This is a genomic window from Caviibacter abscessus, assembly GCF_001517835.1.
In the GTDB taxonomy this organism is placed as follows: Bacteria; Fusobacteriota; Fusobacteriia; order Fusobacteriales; family Leptotrichiaceae; genus Caviibacter; species Caviibacter abscessus.
This window is the reverse complement of record NZ_LOQG01000032.1, coordinates 18477-34570: the sequence shown is the minus strand read 5'-3', so window position 1 is coordinate 34570 and position 16094 is coordinate 18477. Positions and strand designations below refer to the sequence as shown.

The 16094-nt window shown below is 26.5% G+C and carries 19 protein-coding genes; 3 read left to right on the top strand and 16 right to left on the bottom strand.

Annotated elements, in window-relative coordinates; genetic code table 11:
- Positions 1-31: 31 nt before the first annotated feature.
- Positions 32-718 carry a hypothetical protein gene (locus AWT63_RS04350; protein ID WP_068268597.1) on the bottom strand — a complete coding sequence of 229 codons (687 nt, stop codon included), beginning with the start codon at positions 716-718 and terminating at the stop codon, positions 32-34.
- 142 nt (positions 719-860) lie between these two features.
- The gene (locus AWT63_RS04345; RefSeq protein ID WP_068268596.1) at positions 861-1784 is read right to left on the bottom strand and encodes a hypothetical protein; all 924 of its coding nucleotides are present in this window, start codon (positions 1782-1784) and stop codon (positions 861-863) included.
- A gap of 241 nt (positions 1785-2025) precedes the next feature.
- Here AWT63_RS04345 and AWT63_RS04340 point away from each other — a divergent pair, with 241 nt between their 5' ends.
- The 3 genes from AWT63_RS04340 to AWT63_RS04330 all read left to right on the top strand — a co-directional run bounded on the left by AWT63_RS04340 (position 2026) and on the right by AWT63_RS04330 (position 4912).
- The gene (locus tag AWT63_RS04340; RefSeq protein ID WP_068268595.1) at positions 2026-4008 is read left to right on the top strand and encodes an elongation factor G; all 1983 of its coding nucleotides are present in this window, start codon (positions 2026-2028) and stop codon (positions 4006-4008) included.
- 135 nt (positions 4009-4143) lie between these two features.
- Complete coding sequence (locus AWT63_RS06575) at positions 4144-4407, top strand: Rossmann-fold NAD(P)-binding domain-containing protein (RefSeq protein WP_082680452.1); 264 nt, start codon at positions 4144-4146, stop codon at positions 4405-4407.
- Positions 4397-4912, top strand: a complete 516-nt coding sequence (locus tag AWT63_RS04330) for a 2-hydroxyacid dehydrogenase (RefSeq protein WP_156414506.1) — start codon at positions 4397-4399, stop codon at positions 4910-4912. The genes AWT63_RS06575 and AWT63_RS04330 overlap by 11 nt, the downstream gene beginning before the upstream one ends.
- A 12-nt stretch (positions 4913-4924) precedes the next feature.
- On the opposite strand, the gene AWT63_RS04325 is transcribed toward AWT63_RS04330, so the two are convergent.
- The 14 genes from AWT63_RS04325 to AWT63_RS04260 form a co-directional block, all read right to left on the bottom strand.
- Positions 4925-5488 carry an LOG family protein gene (locus tag AWT63_RS04325; protein WP_068268592.1) on the bottom strand — a complete coding sequence of 188 codons (564 nt, stop codon included), beginning with the start codon at positions 5486-5488 and terminating at the stop codon, positions 4925-4927.
- Between the two features lie 156 nt (positions 5489-5644).
- Positions 5645-6040: a pyridoxamine 5'-phosphate oxidase family protein gene (locus tag AWT63_RS04320; RefSeq protein ID WP_068268591.1), complete on the bottom strand. Its 396-nt coding sequence runs from the start codon at positions 6038-6040 to the stop codon at positions 5645-5647.
- Position 6041: 1 nt separating this feature from the next.
- Positions 6042-6428: a thioesterase family protein gene (locus AWT63_RS04315; protein WP_068268590.1), complete on the bottom strand. Its 387-nt coding sequence runs from the start codon at positions 6426-6428 to the stop codon at positions 6042-6044.
- Positions 6429-6441: 13 nt separating this feature from the next.
- Positions 6442-6987, bottom strand: coding sequence for a DJ-1 family glyoxalase III (locus tag AWT63_RS04310; RefSeq protein WP_068268589.1), 546 nt, complete (start codon positions 6985-6987; stop codon positions 6442-6444).
- Positions 6988-6997: 10 nt separating this feature from the next.
- Positions 6998-8704 (bottom strand): phosphoenolpyruvate--protein phosphotransferase, encoded by a 1707-nt coding sequence (gene ptsP / locus AWT63_RS04305; protein ID WP_068268588.1) that lies wholly within the window; start codon positions 8702-8704, stop codon positions 6998-7000.
- Entirely contained in the window at positions 8701-9405 is a 705-nt protein-coding gene (locus tag AWT63_RS04300) for an ankyrin repeat domain-containing protein (protein WP_068268587.1), read from the bottom strand. The genes ptsP and AWT63_RS04300 overlap by 4 nt, the downstream gene beginning before the upstream one ends.
- A gap of 24 nt (positions 9406-9429) precedes the next feature.
- Positions 9430-10152 carry a tRNA (guanosine(37)-N1)-methyltransferase TrmD gene (gene trmD, locus AWT63_RS04295; RefSeq protein ID WP_068268586.1) on the bottom strand — a complete coding sequence of 241 codons (723 nt, stop codon included), beginning with the start codon at positions 10150-10152 and terminating at the stop codon, positions 9430-9432.
- A 1-nt stretch (position 10153) separates the two neighbouring features.
- Positions 10154-10639 (bottom strand): ribosome maturation factor RimM, encoded by a 486-nt coding sequence (gene rimM / locus AWT63_RS04290; protein ID WP_068268585.1) that lies wholly within the window; start codon positions 10637-10639, stop codon positions 10154-10156.
- The gene (locus AWT63_RS04285) at positions 10639-11274 is read right to left on the bottom strand and encodes a hypothetical protein (protein WP_068268584.1); all 636 of its coding nucleotides are present in this window, start codon (positions 11272-11274) and stop codon (positions 10639-10641) included. Before AWT63_RS04285 ends, rimM begins: the two co-directional genes overlap by 1 nt.
- The gene (locus AWT63_RS04280; RefSeq protein ID WP_068268583.1) at positions 11267-11659 is read right to left on the bottom strand and encodes a PTS-dependent dihydroxyacetone kinase phosphotransferase subunit DhaM; all 393 of its coding nucleotides are present in this window, start codon (positions 11657-11659) and stop codon (positions 11267-11269) included. Before AWT63_RS04280 ends, AWT63_RS04285 begins: the two co-directional genes overlap by 8 nt.
- 4 nt (positions 11660-11663) lie before the next feature.
- Positions 11664-12227 (bottom strand): RNA methyltransferase, encoded by a 564-nt coding sequence (locus AWT63_RS04275; protein WP_068268582.1) that lies wholly within the window; start codon positions 12225-12227, stop codon positions 11664-11666.
- Between the two features lie 9 nt (positions 12228-12236).
- Complete coding sequence (locus AWT63_RS04270) at positions 12237-13973, bottom strand: NUDIX domain-containing protein (RefSeq protein WP_068268581.1); 1737 nt, start codon at positions 13971-13973, stop codon at positions 12237-12239.
- A complete protein-coding gene (gene rsmB, locus AWT63_RS04265; protein ID WP_068268580.1) occupies positions 13973-15274 on the bottom strand; it encodes a 16S rRNA (cytosine(967)-C(5))-methyltransferase RsmB in 1302 nt (433 codons plus the stop codon). Before rsmB ends, AWT63_RS04270 begins: the two co-directional genes overlap by 1 nt.
- A 19-nt stretch (positions 15275-15293) precedes the next feature.
- Positions 15294-16079 (bottom strand): polysaccharide deacetylase family protein, encoded by a 786-nt coding sequence (locus AWT63_RS04260; protein WP_068268579.1) that lies wholly within the window; start codon positions 16077-16079, stop codon positions 15294-15296.
- Positions 16080-16094: the final 15 nt, after the last annotated feature.

Here is a 16094-nt window from a genome sequence, read left to right as displayed (position 1 = left end):
AAATCACAAAGAATTTATCCTATTCATTAACTTATTTACCTTGATAATAAAATCTTACAAACGCTTTATTTCCTGTTAAAACTACAGTTGCTTCTTTATTTTCGTACATTTTTCCTGTTGTACTCTTAATTCTTGATAATTTAGTAATTGATTTATGTCCTGAAAACTTAACTATTGCTGTTTTACCTGCTGTAATTGTTACTTTTTTACCTTCTGATGTTTTGTATACTTTTGTACTTCCTTTACCTGAAGACATATTTAATTCAAATTCAACAAATGCTTCATTTCCTTTTAAAGCTAATGTTGCTTCTTTGTTTTCATAAATTTCACCAGAAGCACTTTCTTTTTTTTCTAATTTGTATAAATTTGTTACTACTGTACCATCGCTAAATATTAGATTTGCCACACCATTTGAAATCATAACTTGTAAACTATTTCCATTGTGTGACTTATACTCATACTTAGTCATCATTTGCTCTTTAGCTTCAGAAGTCATTTTGTTTTCTTGCATCATGTGATCTTTTGCTTCTTCAACTTTTTCTGTCATCATTTGTTCTTTTGATTCAGAAGTCATTTTATCAGACATATTTTTTGATTCTGTCATCATTTGTTGATGTTCTGCCTGTTTCATACTGTCTGTTGTCATAATTGTTCTTTTTTCATTTGAACTACAACTTACTATTGCTACTAATAGTAGTGGTAATATTGTTCTTTTCATAGTTTTATTATCCTTTCATATATCATAATTTTAGTAAATTATTTTCATATTTTTCATTCCATAAACTTACATATACTAATTCTTTCACTAATTAGTCTCGCTGTATTTTATCAGATACTATTATTTATTTCAACTTACTTTTTTATTTTGCAAAATCTTCAGATTTGCTACTTAATAATCTAAATTCTAAGTGTTTTCCATTAACATTTAAATATGCTTTATTATTTGTTAATGTAAGTTTTCCATATTTACTTACATATACTCTTCCATATGTTCTTGTATAATCATAAATATCTTCACCATCAAGTCTTGTAAACGCACCTTTATCATTTGCTATTACAAGTAATTTTTTACCACTATTTGATATATAGTTTCCTACAAATCTGTTTGAAATATTCCAATTCTTTTCAGAATTTCTTGAATTAGAATTTCTTGTTGTTGAAAATTCTCTTTCTCTACCATTAATTTTTAAATATGCCTTATTATTTTCAAGTATTAGTCTTGTATAGTTACTTTCATATACTCTTCCAGATTTTTTCTTCATAGTATAAAGTTCATCGCCATCAAGTTTTACAGTTGCAGTATTACCTTTTACTGTAACAGATAATTCAGAACCATCATATGAATAATATTTTCTTGTAAATCTTTCTACATAACTATCAGACTCAGATTCAAACTCAGGACGTGAATAATTCTCGTTATAATACTTATCACTTATATATGTTCTGTATTTTCCAAATGCATCAATATATGCTTTAACAACTGTTCCACTTTTTACAAGTTCTAATCTTACAGTTCTATCTGATGTTTGATATACATTTCTTGATACTCTTTTAAGTCCTGTTAAAGTATACCCATCTATTTCTAAGTAAGCCTTACCTCCTGTTATTCTTACATATGCTTTTGAGTTCCCATTTTTTTCATATAAGTAATGACGTTCTGATATTTCGCCCTTGTAATAATCATTATTATTTCTATATTCAATACGGTAGTCATCAGAATCTCCTAAATAAGCAAATCCTGTTACAGATGCAAGTATAATTGATCCTAATAATATTTTTTTCATAATTTTTTTCTCCTTTAATTTTTGTAATTTTGTTAAATAGTCTCATCGCAGCTTTATCAAACCACATATACATTCATGTATAACACCTATGTGACATAATTATACATCCAACTTTATTTTTTTGTAACAAAAATATTAAAAAATTCTAAATTTGTTTTTTAACTTTTATAATTAACTCAGCATTGACTACCATAAAAAACAAGTTATACTATATTATAACTAAAAAGATGGAGGCTTTAGTATGAGAATATATGATATTGAAAATATTAGAAACATTGCCATTTTAGGACAAACAGGAGCAGGTAAAAGTAATTTTATAGAATCACTTGAATATACCGCAGGTTTAATTAAAAGAGTATCAAATCCTAATGATGAATCAAAAATGTCAACTAGTACAACTTTAAACACTCTAGAATATCAAAACATGAAATACAATTTTTTAGACATACCAGGATATATTGATTTTATCGGTGAATTAGAATCAGGTCTTGCTGCTTGTGCGGGTGCAATTATTATAGTTGATTCAACAAGTAGTATTTCAATCGGTACTGAAGCTGCATTTGAAGTTACAGATGAAAGAAAAATACCTAAATTTGTATTTGTAAATAAAGTAGATAGTGATAAAGCGGATTATAACAAAATTATACGTGAACTAAAAGAAAAATTTGGTAAAAGAATTGCTCCATTCCATATTCCTTGGGGAGTTTCTGATAATTTTAAAGGACATATTAATGTAGTTGATTTATACGCAAGAGAATATAACGGAATTGACTGTAAAAATGCTCCAATGCCTGACAATATTGATGTATCTGAAATTCGTAATATGTTAATGGAAGCCGTAGCTGAAACTTCTGAAGAGCTTATGGATAAATATTTTGCAGGAGAAGAATTTACAACACAAGAAATACACCAAGGACTTAGAAAAGGTGTACTTAATGGTACACTAGTTCCTGTAATTTGCGGTTCAAGTTATAAAAATATAGGAATACATACTACTTTTGATATGATTAAAGAATATATGCCTTCTCCTCTTGATAATGTAAAAATAAACAGTTCTGTAAAAGAATTTACTGCACAAATATTTAAAACTGTAATAGATCCTTTCTTAGGAATTCTATCATATGCAAAAGTTATTTCAGGTGAAATTTATCCTGATACAGATGTATATAATATTAATAAAAACGAAACGGAAAGAATAAATAAAATATATACTTGGAGCCATACCGACTTAGTTGAATTAAGTAAAGCTGTAACTGGTGATATAGTTATATTTAACAAATTAAATTATACTAAAAATTCAGATACTTTAAGTATCAATCCTAAAGCTTTAACTATACCGGAAATTAATTTTCCTAAAGAACAAATGTTAGTCGCTATAGAACCCGCAAATAAAGCAGATGAAGATAAAATATCTAATGCTTTGCATAAGTTAAGAGATGAAGACTCATCATTTTATTGGAGAAGAGACCAAGAAACAGGACAAACTATACTTGGAGTTCAAGGAGATATACATGCAAATACAATAATAAATAAGCTTAGTAAAAAATATTCGGTAAAAGTTATAGCTACTGATCTTAAGGTTCCTTACAAAGAAACAATAAAAGGAGTCTCTGATGTACAAGGAAAATATAAAAAACAGTCTGGAGGACATGGGCAATACGGAGATGTTAAAATAAGATTTAGCCACAGCGATAAACATTTTGTATTTGAAGAAGAAATAGTAGGTGGGGCTGTTCCTAAATCATATATACCTGCTGTTGAAAAAGGATTAAACGAAGCATTAAAAGAGGGTGTACTTGCAGCTTATCCTGTAACAAATATTAAAGCTGTTTTATATGACGGTTCATATCATGATGTAGACTCATCTGAAATGTCATTTAAAATTGCAGCCGCTATGGCTTTCAAAAAAGGAATGGAACAAGCAAACCCTATTCTACTTGAACCTATTATGGAACTTAAAATAAAAATACCAGAAGAATATGTCGGCGATATAATGGGAGATATCAACAAAAAACGTGGTAAGGTTTTGGGTATGGAAAGTATGGGAAATAAGCAACTAATAATCGCTCAAGCACCTATGGCTGAAACTTTTAAATATATAAACGACCTTAAATCAATGACTCAAGGTAGAGGAACATTTGAAATGAGTTTTGTTAAATATGAAGAAGTTCCTGCTGAAATAGCTCAAAGAATTATTGAAAAACATAATAAAGAAAAAGAATAGTAGGATATTATGATAGTAAGTATTATAGAACCATTAATGATTTCAAAAGATATGATCGATGAAAAAATACAACAATTTAAAAATTAAGGAGTAACACTTAAATATTTTGATTCCAAACCTAAAAATTCCGATGAAATATTTGAAAGAGCAAAAGATAGCGATGTTATTATCATCGCTAACTTACCTATTCCTGATGATGTTTTATTAAGATTAGATAAAACTAAATATATATCTGTTGCATTCACCCGACTTGACCATATTAATTTAGATATTTGCAAAAATAAAGGCATACTTGTTACAAATAGTGCAGGGTATTCAGATATATGTGTTTCGGAACTAGTAATAGGGCATATATTAAACATATATAGACATCTAAATACTTTTGAATATGGGATATGAAATATATAAAAAAACAGTAGGAATTGTAGGATTAGGTAATATTGGTAAAAGAACTGCAACACTTTTAAAAGCTTTTGGGGCAAATATAGTTTATTATGATATAAATAAAAATACAGATAAATTTAAAAAAGTTTCTTTAGAAAAATTACTTGAAACATCTGATATTGTATCAATACATATACCTTACACTAAAGAAAATGAAAATATGTTTAATTATGAAAATTTATCAAAAATGAAAAAAAATGCAATATTAATAAATTGTGCCAGATCTAAAGTTATAGACCAAAAAGATTTAGTAAAAATTTTAGATGAAAACAAAATCATGGCTTGTGCTCTTGATGTGTTTGATATAGAACCTCCTTTACCTAAAAATCATATAATATTAAATAGAAAAAATGCGTATTTATCAGCATACATAGCATATTTAACAAATGAATCAATGATTAGAAGATTTAAAATTTGTACTGATAATGTAATTGAATTTATAAAAAAGGGCAAAATCTAGATGATTTTGCCTCTATTTATATTCATCAAATATAGGTGCCTTATAATTTTTTATAAATCTTTCTATTTCTTCCATATTATCTGAAAATAAGGTATTTTCTCTATCTTCTTTACTTAAAAATCCATTTTCTACCATATCATCAAACATTTTCTTTAATGGATTATAATAACCATCAATATTGTATACAATACAAGGAGAACTGTTTTTTCCTATTCTAGCCCAAGATATTACTTCAGATATTTCCTCTAATGTCCCAGGACCGCCAGGTAATGCAATGAAAACGTCGGCTTTTTCTATCATATATTGTTTTCTTTCAGGCATACTTTCTACAATTACAAGCTTAGTTAAATTAGGATTAGCAATTTCTTTTTCAACTAAAAATTTAGGCATAACTCCAATCACATTACCACCATTTGACATTATTTCATTTGAAAGGATTCCCATTAGACCTACTCTTCCACCACCATAAACTAGCGTATAATTATTTTTTAATATCCATAATCCTAGCTCTTTTGTTTTTTCACTATATATTTTTTTAGAACCAATATGAGCTCCACAATAAACAGTTATATTCATTTTATATTCCTTTCATTTTATTATGTTCCACTGCTTGCATATTTTTCCAAAAATTTATTCCATATAAAACAAATTATTATAAAATAAATTAAACTTATAATAACTGATATTATTGTAATATCAAAAATGGCAGAGAATTTTCTCTATCATTAGTCATTACTTAATTTCTTGACCAGCTGTAGGTCCTGATTTTAGTGTATATATTTTTTCTATTTTCATAACTACAGCAGCTTTTGGTACTCCCATTCTTCCTTCTGCCCATTTCACTGCACCGTCATAATATTCTCCACTTGTATATACTTCTGCTTTACCTACAAATCTGTAACCATCTAATTTTTCACGGTCTACAATCATAATTGTTATATCTTTGCTTCTTTCAATATTTGCTTGTGTTCTTCCACCTGTATTTTCATTAAAAATTATAGTTTCATCGTCAATTACTCTTGCTGATCTTTTAGGACCTAAATTAGGTGTTCCGTCTTCATTCACAGTTGCTATAATTGGAAGTTGAACTGCAAACATATCTTTCATTTCTTGTGTTAATTTTGCCATTTTAATCTCCTCCTGCTTTTTTTTCAAAATTTTGTTTATTTACAACATATCTACTATGTATACCTGTACCAATTAATACACTGTCCACGTAACATGATACATAAAGAGTTATCATTTTACCTTTAACTTCTTTAATATCACATTCACATTTTACTTTACTACCAAGAGGACTCGCCTTTAAATGCTGTATATTTACCATAGTTCCAACTGTTATTTCATCATTTTCAAGAAAAGTCTCTATACATTCAGCTGATGTTAATTCCATAAATGCTATCATGGCAGGCGTTGAAAAAACTTTTGCTTTTCCAGAACCCCAACGAGTTGCTAAATCTTGTTCTTCAACTGTCATAAATTTTTCGTGTTTAATTCCTATTTGTATATCTTTCATAACATTCTCCGATTTAATACACTATTTTATTTTCTACGTCTTTTCTAGCTTCTATTCCTTTTGTAATTTCAACTAATTCCAACCCAAATTCAATAGCTGCCGCTGCTGAACGTGCTGTTATTATTTTTCCGTCAATAACAACCTTTGTATCAACAACATTTGCTCCATTTTCTTCAAGTACTTTTTCATAACTTGGAAATGATATTGCATTTTTACCATTTAATACATTATATTTAGCAAGTACAGAAGGTGCTGCACAAATTGCAGCCATATATTTATTTTTTTCATAAAAGTATTTTATTGCATTTATAACTTTTTCTGATTCATAGTATTTATGTGTTCCTGCTCCACCTGGCAGTATCATTAAATCATAATCTTCAAGATTTACTTCTGATAATTTTTTATCTACTGATATTTTTATCTTTTGAGCACTTTCAACAAGTTCTTCATCAAAAACTGAAACTAAATCAATATCTGAACCTGCCCGTCTTAACATATCAACAGGTGCAGCTGCTTCAACTATTTCAAATCCTTCAACTAAAAGCATAACTAATTTCATAATTACCCCCTTATATTAGGCATTCTAAAACTTCTTCCGGTGTATCTTTACTTAGTATTAAATCTCTATATTTTTGTGCTTCCACATAAGATGCATCAATTATTTTTTTCTTAACTCCAAGTATTGAACTTGCACTCATAGAGAATGAATCAAGTCCCATACCTAAAAGTATTTCAGTTGCTTTTTTATCTCCCGCAAATTCTCCACACATACTTACAGGTATTCCTCTATCATGTCCTGCATCTATTACTTTTTGAATAGCTTCAAGTACTGCCGGATTATATGCACTGTATAATGATGAAACTTTTTCATTTCCTCTATCAACAGCTAAGAAATATTGTGTTAAATCGTTAGTTCCGATTGAGAAAAAGTCAACTTCTTTAGCAAACTTATATGCTATCATTGCAGTTGATGGTGTTTCTACCATTATTCCAACTTTAATATTTCTATCATATAGTTTACCAATTTCATCTAATTCTTTTTTACATTCATCTAATATTTGATTAGATTTTCTTATTTCATTTATAGAACAAACCATAGGATACATTATTTTTACAGGTCCATATGCTGATGCTCTAAGTATTGCTCTAAGTTGTGTCTTAAACATATCTTGATGAGTAAGTGATATTCTAATTGCTCTATATCCTAAAAAAGGATTCATTTCTGTTGGTAAATTTAAATAAGGTAATATTTTATCTCCACCTATATCCATAGTTCTAATAGTTACAGGTTTACCTTTCATTTTTTCAACTACTATTTTATATGCTCTATATTGTTCTTCTTCAGTAGGCATATGGTCTGTATCCATAAATAAAAATTCAGTTCTATATAATCCAATACCTTCTGCTCCTGCTTCAATTACAGCATCTACATCTTCTGGTTTACCTATATTCCCTTGTACAATTACAGTTCTTCCGTCTGTTGTTGTAGCTGAAAGATTTTTTAATTTTTTAAGTTCTTCTTTTTCACTTAAAAATTTTTCTCTTAAATCAGTGTATTCTTTAACTATATCTTCTGTTGGAGAAAGGAAAAATTCTCCTTTTTCACCATCAATTACAACAAGTTCATTTTCTTTAATAGTACTCATTATATTACCAACACCGACAATAGCTGGTATTTCTAAAGATCTCGCCATTATAGCTGAATGGGCTGTTTTACCACCTATTTCAGTTATAAATCCGATACAATTTTCAAGATCAAGTTGTGCTGTGTCAGACGGAGTCAAATCATGTGTTACAACTACTGTATTTGGTTCTAAATTAGATAAATCTTTAATTTTAATACCTAAAATATTTTTTATCCATCTTGACCCTATGTCTCTTAAATCCGCAGCCCTTTCTCTCATATATTCATCATCTAATTTTGATAAAAGATTGCAATATTCTTCAATTCCTTCATTCAACGCATACGCAGCACTCATATTTTGAGTTTTAATTCTTTCTTTTACTTCAAAAAGTAAGTCTTCATCTTCTAGTAATTCAATGTGTGCATCAAAAATAGAAGCTTTGTCTTCGCCTAACTTTTCTTTAACTCTTTCTCTAATTGCAAGAAGTTGTATTTTTGTTTTTGTCATACCATCTTCAAGCTTTAAATTTTCTGCCTCTACCGGAATAATTGAAACTCTAAGTTTTTCCATATCTATTTTTTCTTCTGTATAAAGAAGTGCTCTTCCAATAGATATCCCCTCTGAAGCTCCAATTCCTGTTAATCTCATCATATCGCTTTCCTCCAAAATCTTATTTTTTTCATTTCAGAATCTCTTAAAATTTTAACCATTTTACCTTTGCCATGTATAGTTGCAATATCATAGGCATCATTTCCATTTTTATCTGTTTTTCTAATAATTGCCCCATTTTCTAAAAGTAATTTTAAAATTTGCTCATTTTCTTTTAAAACCGCTTCTTGTATAGGTAGCCAACCGTCAGAATCGGAACCTCTATTTATGAACTCTTTATAATTTTCAATAATATATTTTGCAACATCATTTGAATTATAGTAAATAGCTGTATTTAAAATTGTTTTACCTAAAATCGGGTGTTTAGTTTCTAAGCTTGCACCTTTTTTTAAAAGAGCTTTAAATATCTCTAAATTATTATACACAGCAGATATTATAAGTGAACTGTATCCGTTCAAATCTACTGAATTTATATCTATATTATTAAATAGTTCAAAAGCTTCGGAATTTCTATCACTTAGGACATCGTATGAATTTTTGGAAACTTCCTTTTTTTTCTCTGGTTCCAAAAATTTCATAGCATATACGTTTGTATGTAATTTTATTGCTTTATAAAATTCTGTTAAACTTGAATCCACGAATAAACGATGTTCTAAATTTGATAGATAATTACTATCATTTATAGATATTGAAAATGAATAATTTGATAAGATTAGTAAAATAAGTATAAATATTTTTTTCATCATACTCACCCCATTTTAACACATTTACTTTTTGTTTTCAAACATATCCAAAACCTGTTTTTTAAACTTTTTGTCATTTATTTTTTGAGAATATAAATCAGGTCTATTTATTATTGTCTTTTCTATGCTTTTATTCATTCTATATTTTTCTATATTTTTATGATGACCGCTAAGAAGAACATCAGGTACAGACATTTTATCTATAATTTCAGGTTTTGTATATTGAGGATAACCTAAAATACCATTGTAGAAAGAATCAGTAGTATAAGACTCTTCTTTTATTACCCCTTCTTTCATTCTTATAATACCATCAATTATAGATAAAGCCGGTAAATCTCCACTACTTAATACAAAATCACTTGTTGATAATTCTAAATCAACAAATTTATCAATAACCCTTTGATCTAAACCTTCATATCTTCCTGATATTATACAAATATCATCATACTGCGATATATCTATTATTTTTTGTTGAGTTGCTTTTTCCCCTTGTGGTGTCACAAATATTGTAAATGGTTTTTTTATTTTTTTTCTTCTAAGACCTACAAAATATGCCCAAAAAGGTTCCGGTTTTAAAACCATTCCTGCTCCGCCACCATATGGACTATCATCTACACTTTTATGTTTGTCTTTTGAATAATCTCTTATATTTTCTATTTCAAACTCAATATTTGCTCTTTTTAATATTGTTTGATCAAGATACATTGAAAACAACTCCGGAAATAGCGTTAATACTCTTATTTTCATATTACATACCTTCAATTAAATCTGTATAAATTTCTCTTTTATCATCATCTATTTTTGTTATAAAGACATCTATAAATGGAATTAAAATTTCTCTTTCTCCACTTACTTCAAGTATATCATGGGCTGCTGTCTCCATAATATCAATTACTTCTCCAATATATGTTCCCTTATTGTATACACTATATCCTATAACACTATCTTGAACTTGTTCATAATCAGGTATTAAATCTTTTCTAACATATATTTTATATCCTATTAATTTTTTTGCTTCTTCTATGTTTTGTACTTGTTCAAAGTCAAGCAAAGCTCTACCTTTAACAATACCTTTTACATCTTTTAATGTTACTAATTTTATATCTTCATTTTTTTCAAGTATAAGTTTTTCACCTATTATATCATCTATAAAATCGTACATTGTTGAAACTTTAACTGTTCCGGCTAAATGATGCGTTCCCTTTATAGTTCCGATTAAATATGTATCTTCCATTATTCTCCCTTTATGATATTTTTTCTTTCAAAGTAGTTATATAACACATATGAATTGATTGCTAAAACTAAATGAACTGCTAGATTATAGTAAGCAGTATTTTTTATTACAAAATTTTGTAAAAATTCTTGAGTTATATTAACGTCGTTCATATTTGATATAACAAATGTTGTAATAAATCCTGATAATATTGCTATTATAATAATATGGACAATATTAGTAAAAAATATTGTAACAAAATTTAAACTAAGCATTCTTTTTAAAACTATTGCTGCTTGCTTAATATTTACTCCTCTTATTAAAATTGCATAAACAAAATAAATAAAAAATACAATAAAAACTTTAAATAAAATCATCATAAATCCCATTATTACATATGCAACCATAAATGAGATAAATTTTTTTTGTCTTCTTTTAAATATAGCATAATCTAATACTTCAATTGTGAAAATATAAATTATAGTTAAATACATGTCATAATTTGACACATCATATTTTACAAATATCAAATAAAGTAAAACAATAGGTGCTATTAAAATAATATTATTAAAAATAGCAATATACGTTAAACTAAATATTTCAAAAAAAGTTAAATTATCACTTTTTAATTTTAATGCCAAATTAAAATTACTCATTTTTTACCTTCTTAAAATTAATACTGTCTTGTGCTATCTCTTTTAAAGTTTGTAAATCAATATCTACATCATTTGCAGCTACTGCTGATATACAACCTTCAACAACAGGACAATCAGCAATTTCAACATCTATTTCACCTTTTAACATTTTTTTAGCATTTAATGCATAGTCTATTGAACTTCCTAAATCTACAAATACAAGAACTCCTTGACCTGAATCTGCTTTTTTTATTGCATCAACTAAATATGGTACTGATGTTCCAAAATCTTTTGAACTGTCTGCTCCATTTAAAATATTAAAATCATTTGCTTTAAACATATCTAAAAATTCTATAAAATTTTCAACCATTTTATTACTATGACATACTATAACTATTCCTACCATTACTTTACTCCTCTCCTAAAAGTCTATCTAATATTATACTTACAGCTGATCTTACAGATAAATGATTATATTTAGTATTTGCTCTTATAGGCTCTAATATCTTATATGACATATCCATTATTTCATCTGTAAGTCCAAAACCAGTTCCAAATAACAATAAAATTGGACTATCCATTTCTTTTATTTTTTCTGACATTTCTTTATAACTTATGCTATTACTAAATATTCTAGCAGATGTTGTTATTATTTTAGGTTTTTGACCTGTAATTTTTTCTATATCTTCCATAGCCAAATCAATACTTTCGCTTATTTTAGTATTTTCAAACGCTTCATTTCTATCTTTGTTATGAGCTATACCGTCTCCTTCTTGCCAATATCCTATTATTCTATTAGTAAGTTCTATCTGCGATTTTACAGGTGTTATTATATAATATTTATTAATATCATACGTTCTACAACTTCTTGATATATCATGAATATCAAAATTTGTAACAGATGTTGCCACAACTTCATTATTTTTATTATATACCGGATAATGGACCAATCCTAAAAATATTTTATCTCTCATTTTACCACCTTAATATATACAAACCATAGCTTGTTTTAATATTGTTCTTTGATGTGAATAAGTTAGCGTATTAAGTACATTTTTATAGTCTAACCACAACGCAATTCCTATTTCCTGTTCATCAACTTTTATATCTTGTGTTTTTGAATGTCCTATAAATAAAACAACTTCTTTTAACGTATTTTCATTTATAGCATATTTAATTGTATGTCTAAATTTACTTTGATAAAGTATATCTATATCTATATTTGTTTCTTCTTTAACTTCTCTAATTGCAGTCGCATATTCATATTCATTTTCTTCAATATGACCTTTAGGAAATCCCCAGTTTCCACCATTTAAACCACGAGCTATTAAAAATTCAAAACCTTTATCTGTTTTTCTATAAACTACTGCTCCTGCACATTTTTCAATAATTAATTCTTTTTTTATCTTAAGTATTTTATAAATATACCTTATAATATCATCTTTTGAGTTAGGAATTTTTCCATTTACAACTTCTGAATATATTTTTTCCTTTATTTTATTAAATAAATTCTTATCTATTCCAAGATTATATAAATCAACATTACCTATTTCCAAATCACTGAAAAATATCACTTCATCTTTTAAATATAGGCTTTGAATATTATTTAAAATTTTATTAACTAAACTACTTATATATTCTTTATCTTCATTGTTTAATTCATACATTGATTTAATATAGTTTAAAAGTTTACATATATTTTTATTGGTTTTTAAATCTCTTGTCATTCTTTTTAACATCATAAGAGAGGGATTTTTAAAGATTATTGTATGATAATATATTAAATTTTTTATGTTATCTATCTCTGTTTGTGTAAAATATACCTTTTTACTAAATTTTTCAAAATATGAGATACTGTAGCTTTCATACCCTTTTAAACTTCTTATTAAACGTTGATTTTGATTAAATTTATTTCTTCCTATATGTGCAAATAAAGTTGCATAATATAATTCTTTATTTATGTATTTATGTTTTTCTAAAATTTTATATATCTTATTAAACAAATGTTTATCAAAATTGACATCAATTTCAGGTATAAAAAATTTCAATATATTAAGTTCATACATTTTTTTAATTGCTTTATATGAAAATTGTGACGATATTATTTTTGTAAGTTCTAAATTAAGTCTATCTTTTGAAAATTTTATAAACAACCTTTTATCTTTTGATAATTTACTAATAGCCTCTTCAAGATTTTTATCCATTTTAAAATCATATTTCGCCATAAATCTAAATGCACGAAGTATTCTAATTTTATCTTCTTTTAATCTTTTTTCAGCATTTCCTATTACTTTTATTATACCGTCTTTAATATCATCTTTACCATTCAAAAAATCATGCGTATTATTTCCGTCATAATATATTGAGTTTATTGTAAAATCACGTCTTATTGCATCAATTTCAATATCATCCACAAACTTTATATACTCAGGATTTCTTCCGTCTAAAATACCTATATCTTCTCTTAACCTTGCAATTTCATACTTTTTTCCATCATGCTTAAAATGTATTATTTGATATTTATTGTTTAATATTACCGGATTATATTCACGCAAAATATTTACAAGTACATTTAATTCAATGTTTGCAACAAAATCTATATCGTTTGTAGTCACATTAAGATATTTATCTCTTACAAAACCGCCAACAATATATGCCCTACCATATTGTTTTAATATTTCAAATATTTTTATCGTGCTATTATCCAGTATAATTTTCATTACATATCCTTTATTTTTTTAAATTTTATTATATAAAAGCCATCAAGATACTTATTTTTATGACTTATATATACACCACCAAATTCATCTGTTTCATATTGTACATTTTCAGGAATTTCAAGTGGCAATACTTTTAAATTATTGTATTTTTCTAAAAAGTATTTAACATTATTTGTATTTTCATTTTTAGTTATAGTACAAGTACTATAAATCAATTCCCCATCATCTTTAAGATAAGTTAAATTGGTTTCAAATATTTTCTTTTGCAATTTTTTTAATGCTTTTATATCACTTAATTGTAAACTATAAACTTTTTCAGGCTTTTTTCTTAATACTCCAAGACCTGAACAAGGTACATCAAGTAATATTTTATCAAAATATTTTTCATAAAATGAACCTTCATGTGAAGCATCGTTTTTTATAACTTCCATATTTTCATAATTATATTTTTCTTTTAAAGATTTTAATAAATCTATTTTATGATCATATATATCGGTACAAATAATTTTTTTGGGATTATATAAAGAAAGCATTGCAAGTGTTTTACCACCTGGTGCACAACAAGCATCGAGTACTCTAGCACTATCTTTTATATCCATATTCTTTGCTACTATATATGAAGATGCATCTTGGAAAAATATTTCATCATCATTAAAAATTTTTGCTTCCATTATTTTTGAATTAGACACATAAAATACATCTTCAACTTCAAATAAAATTTTAGTATCAATATCTTTTATTCTATCTAAAAATTGTTCTCTATTTATTTTTTTTCTATTTATTCTAACAGATAAATATGATTTTTGTTTAAATGATTTAAGTATTTCCTCATAATCATCAGACCAATCTATTTTAATTTTTTCAACTATCCATTTTGGATATGAAAGCATTATAGATAATTTATTATTTTCCGCTATACTTTCATTTACTTTATCTATATTATTTATCACATTTTTTAAAACTGAATTAACAAATTTTCCTTGATGTATATTTACAAGTTTAGCAATTTCAACAGCCTCGTAAACAACACCTTTGTTATCAGAATCCATAAATAAAATTTGTGCTACTGATATTCTAAGTAATTGTCTTATTTTTCTTTTACTTACATTTTTAGCAAAAAAATCTATTATATAATCAATGTATATTAAGTTTTTCATTGTTTCACTTAATACATTTTTAATAAAAGCTTTTTCTGCTTTCGTATAATTTTTTATATTAAAATAATAATTAATTTCTATATTACTAAATTTATTTTTTTCAATAATATTATCAAGAAGATGTATTATATCATCTTTAATCATTATTATACTTCTCTCTTTCTTAGTCTTTAGGTTCTCTCATATGTTGAAATTTTGGACTATTTTCTGTTAATACTTCAAAAGTATATCCATGTTCTTTATATTTATCTATTATGTGTTGTAATGCCAAAACTGTTGATTTTTTAGTATCATGCATTAATAAATTAACCTTTTTAAAATTACAAAAACTATTTTCTGCCTCTTCTTCAGGTGAAAATAACTTTCCACTTGCATCTTTACTATCACAGTTCCAATCTTGGAAAATGAAACCTTCTTTTTTTAATCTTCTTAAAATTTGTTTTTTTAACTCTCTTGAAGCTCTTGTTGTACTTGAACCTCCAGGCATTCTAACTATTTTAGGATCTAGCCCTGTTGTTTCTTTTATTAAGTCTCTAAGTCTATATAAATCTGCAAAATAACTATCTACTGAAGCATAAACTTCTTTATACTTATGTGTATAAGTATGTATTTCTAATTTATGACCTTGTTCAACTATCTGTTTATATATTTCTGGATTTTGCCCTATTACAAAAAAAGTTGCTTTTATATCATTTTCTTTTAAAATTCTTAAAACCTCTAAAGTTGTAGTTTTTGTAGGTCCATCATCAAATGTTAAATATACAACTTTTTTATTTTTATCTTCCTTTTGCTTTTCTTCTATTTTCTCTTCTTTTTTTTCTTCTTGCTTTTCTTCTTTATTTTCAATTTGTACTACTTCTGTTTTTAAAACTGGCTTTTCCTGTTTCTCTTTTTTATTGCACGAAACAATGTTTAGTAACATTAAAAATAAAATCAAATATTTTTTCATTATTGTTTTGTCTCT

Bases quoted from the DNA above. Each gene is read 5' to 3' on its own strand.
- rimM (WP_068268585.1), bottom strand. From the start codon at position 10,639: ATGGAAGATACATATTTAATCGGAACTATAAAGGGAACGCATCATTTA.
- AWT63_RS04280 (WP_068268583.1), bottom strand. From the start codon at position 11,659: ATGGTAGGAATAGTTATAGTATGTCATAGTAATAAAATGGTTGAAAAT.
- AWT63_RS04270 (WP_068268581.1), bottom strand. From the start codon at position 13,973: ATGAAAATTATACTGGATAATAGCACGATAAAAATATTTGAAATATTA.
- rsmB (WP_068268580.1), bottom strand. From the start codon at position 15,274: ATGATTAAAGATGATATAATACATCTTCTTGATAATATTATTGAAAAA.
- AWT63_RS04310 (WP_068268589.1), bottom strand. From the start codon at position 6,987: ATGAAATTAGTTATGCTTTTAGTTGAAGGATTTGAAATAGTTGAAGCA.
- AWT63_RS04275 (WP_068268582.1), bottom strand. From the start codon at position 12,227: ATGAGAGATAAAATATTTTTAGGATTGGTCCATTATCCGGTATATAAT.
- AWT63_RS04325 (WP_068268592.1), bottom strand. From the start codon at position 5,488: ATGAATATAACTGTTTATTGTGGAGCTCATATTGGTTCTAAAAAAATA.
- AWT63_RS04320 (WP_068268591.1), bottom strand. From the start codon at position 6,040: ATGGCAAAATTAACACAAGAAATGAAAGATATGTTTGCAGTTCAACTT.
- AWT63_RS04300 (WP_068268587.1), bottom strand. From the start codon at position 9,405: ATGAAAAAAATATTTATACTTATTTTACTAATCTTATCAAATTATTCA.
- AWT63_RS04260 (WP_068268579.1), bottom strand. From the start codon at position 16,079: ATGAAAAAATATTTGATTTTATTTTTAATGTTACTAAACATTGTTTCG.
- AWT63_RS04350 (WP_068268597.1), bottom strand. From the start codon at position 718: ATGAAAAGAACAATATTACCACTACTATTAGTAGCAATAGTAAGTTGT.
- AWT63_RS04345 (WP_068268596.1), bottom strand. From the start codon at position 1,784: ATGAAAAAAATATTATTAGGATCAATTATACTTGCATCTGTAACAGGA.
- ptsP (WP_068268588.1), bottom strand. From the start codon at position 8,704: ATGATGAGATTAACAGGAATTGGAGCTTCAGAGGGGATATCTATTGGA.
- AWT63_RS04285 (WP_068268584.1), bottom strand. From the start codon at position 11,274: ATGAGTAATTTTAATTTGGCATTAAAATTAAAAAGTGATAATTTAACT.
- trmD (WP_068268586.1), bottom strand. From the start codon at position 10,152: ATGAAAATAAGAGTATTAACGCTATTTCCGGAGTTGTTTTCAATGTAT.
- AWT63_RS04340 (WP_068268595.1), top strand. From the start codon at position 2,026: ATGAGAATATATGATATTGAAAATATTAGAAACATTGCCATTTTAGGA.
- AWT63_RS04315 (WP_068268590.1), bottom strand. From the start codon at position 6,428: ATGAAAGATATACAAATAGGAATTAAACACGAAAAATTTATGACAGTT.
- AWT63_RS04330 (WP_156414506.1), top strand. From the start codon at position 4,397: ATGGGATATGAAATATATAAAAAAACAGTAGGAATTGTAGGATTAGGT.